General features: G+C 74.1%; 2 protein-coding genes and 2 tRNA genes. 3 read left to right on the forward strand and 1 reads right to left on the reverse strand.

Annotated features, from left to right (window positions below; all coding sequences use genetic code 11):
* Position 1: 1 nt before the first annotated feature.
* Both VM95_RS37335 and VM95_RS37340 read left to right on the forward strand, forming a co-directional pair.
* Positions 2 to 73 (forward strand) — tRNA-Val (locus tag VM95_RS37335).
* A gap of 41 nt (positions 74 to 114) precedes the next feature.
* Positions 115 to 186 (forward strand) — tRNA-Val (locus tag VM95_RS37340).
* Between the two features lie 296 nt (positions 187 to 482).
* On the opposite strand, the gene VM95_RS37345 is transcribed toward VM95_RS37340, so the two are convergent.
* On the reverse strand, positions 483 to 686 hold the full coding sequence (locus VM95_RS37345) for a hypothetical protein (RefSeq protein ID WP_045705788.1): 204 nt from the start codon (positions 684 to 686) through the stop codon (positions 483 to 485).
* 407 nt (positions 687 to 1,093) lie between these two features.
* Between VM95_RS37345 and VM95_RS37350 the strand changes: the two genes are divergently transcribed.
* Positions 1,094 to 2,107: serine/threonine-protein kinase (locus VM95_RS37350; RefSeq protein WP_078861181.1), on the forward strand; the 1,014-nt coding region annotated here is incomplete at its 3' end.

The raw sequence follows: 2,107 nt of genomic DNA on the forward strand, positions 1-2,107 counted from the left end.
GGCGCGATTAGCTCAGCGGGAGAGCACTACCTTGACACGGTAGGGGTCACTGGTTCAATCCCAGTATCGCGCACGTCGGACTCCCAGGAGTCCGCTGCAGGACCGCCTTACCAGGCGCGATTAGCTCAGCGGGAGAGCACTACCTTGACACGGTAGGGGTCACTGGTTCAATCCCAGTATCGCGCACACAGTGACGGCCGGGGCCGCGATCCGTGAGGGTCGCGGCCCCGGCCTTTTGGCGTTCTCGGGGGCCGACCGGACGTTGTGGAACGTCTCGGGGGCCGGTGGGAAAGATGAAGAGCCGCGTACGGCCGCCCTCACCGACGTCCGTACGCGGCGTCTCCGCCTGCCGGGGCGCTCTGCGCACCGCTCTCGCCCGTCCGCGATTCAGCGCGGCCGCGGCCTCCCCGGCGGCACCGCTCCCCGTCCCCAGGGGATCGGTGCCCGTTCTGCGGCCGGCCCCGGGTGGGGCCGGCGGTTTTTCAGCGGCCGATCAGATCGGCGACGGCCGAGGCCTGGTTCACCATCTGGTCCCAACCGCCGAACAGCATCACCAGCAGCACGGCGCACGGCAGTGCCATGGCCAACGCCACGGCGGGGTGCCGGGTCTGCTGCTCGGTGGACCGGGACTGGACGAAGGGCGGACGGCGGCGGCGTCGGGGGTCACCCGTGAGCTGCGATGCCATTGCCTGGCTCCTGTTCCGGTCGAGTTGGCGCGGTGGACGGCTTACCTCGGGGGACGAGCTCCCCGCCCACCGCTGGAGACAACGCTATTCGTCAGGGGGCCGTCCGGGCGTCATGCCGTCGTACTGTTCCTCGGGCATCCCGGAGGATGACGCTCGGACTTGAGGCGTACTACCGGAGGGGGAGGGAGCCGCCGTCGCGGCCCCGGGGGATCCCTGAGGGGGAACCCCGAGAACCGATTCGGGGCCCGGCCGACCGGCCGATCAGTGCACGATCGGACAATCGCACGGCGGCTTGAGGTGTTGCGTATCAGCACACCGCAACGGGCAGTCCGTAAGCTGTGCCGGACAGGAACTGACGATGCCCCACACCAACGGGGCCTCACCACGGGCTGACGGGGAAACGAGAGATGGCGATGATGCGGCTGAGGCGTGAGGACCCCCGCATCGTCGGGCCGTACCGCCTGCACCGGCGACTGGGCGCCGGCGGCATGGGCGTGGTCTACCTCGGCTCCGACCGGCGCGGGCAGCGCGTCGCCCTCAAGCTGATCCGCGCCGAGCTCGCCGAGGACCAGGAGTTCCGCACCCGCTTCGCCCGCGAGATCGCCGCCGCCTCCCGCATCCGCGGCGGCTGCACCGCGCGCGTGGTCGGCTCCGACATCGAGGCCGACCGCCCCTGGCTGGCCACCGCGTACGTGCCGGGGCCCTCGCTCTACAAGCGGGTCGGCGACGAAGGGCCGCTCAACTGGCCGGAGGCGGCCCGGATCGGGGCCGCGCTGGCCGACGGGCTGGTCAAGGTGCACGAGGCCGGCGTCGTCCACCGCGACCTCAAGCCCTCCAACATCCTGCTCTCGCCGCGCGGGCCGCGGATCATCGACTTCGGCATCGCGTGGTCGCGCGGCGCCAGCACCCTCACCCACGTCGGCACGGCGGTCGGCTCCCCCGGCTTCCTCGCGCCCGAGCAGGTGCGCGGCGCGGCCGTCACGCCGGCCACGGACGTCTTCGCCTTCGGGGCCACGCTCGCGTACGCGCTCACCGGGGACACGCCCTTCGGGTCCGGGGCGTCCTCCGAGGTGATGCTCTACCGGGTCGTCCACGAGGAGCCCGACCTCTCGGCCGTCCCGCCGCAGCTCGCGCCGCTGATCCGGGCCTGCCTGGCCAAGGAGCCCGCCGAACGGCCCGGTGCGGCCGCGCTGCACGAGCGGCTCAGCGAACTGGCGGCGCGCGGCGCGGCGATGGGCGCAGGGAGCGGGGGTTCGCGCGGGGCCCGGCCCGGGCGGGCGGCCGCCCAGGCGCCCGCCGCACCGGCGAGACCCGACACCGGCCGGCCGGACGCCCCCGCGCAGGGCGTGCCCGCGCCCGGGCGGGCGCCCGAACCGTCCGCCCCGGCGCGGGCCCGGGCGGGCGCCCCCCCCCCCCCCGCC

It is taken from the genome of Streptomyces rubellomurinus (assembly GCF_000961885.1).
Lineage (GTDB): Bacteria > Actinomycetota > Actinomycetes > Streptomycetales > Streptomycetaceae > Kitasatospora > Kitasatospora rubellomurina.

Excerpts from the sequence above, each read along its gene's own strand:
- VM95_RS37345 (WP_045705788.1), bottom strand. The coding sequence starts at position 686 with ATGGCATCGCAGCTCACGGGTGACCCCCGACGCCGCCGCCGTCCGCCC.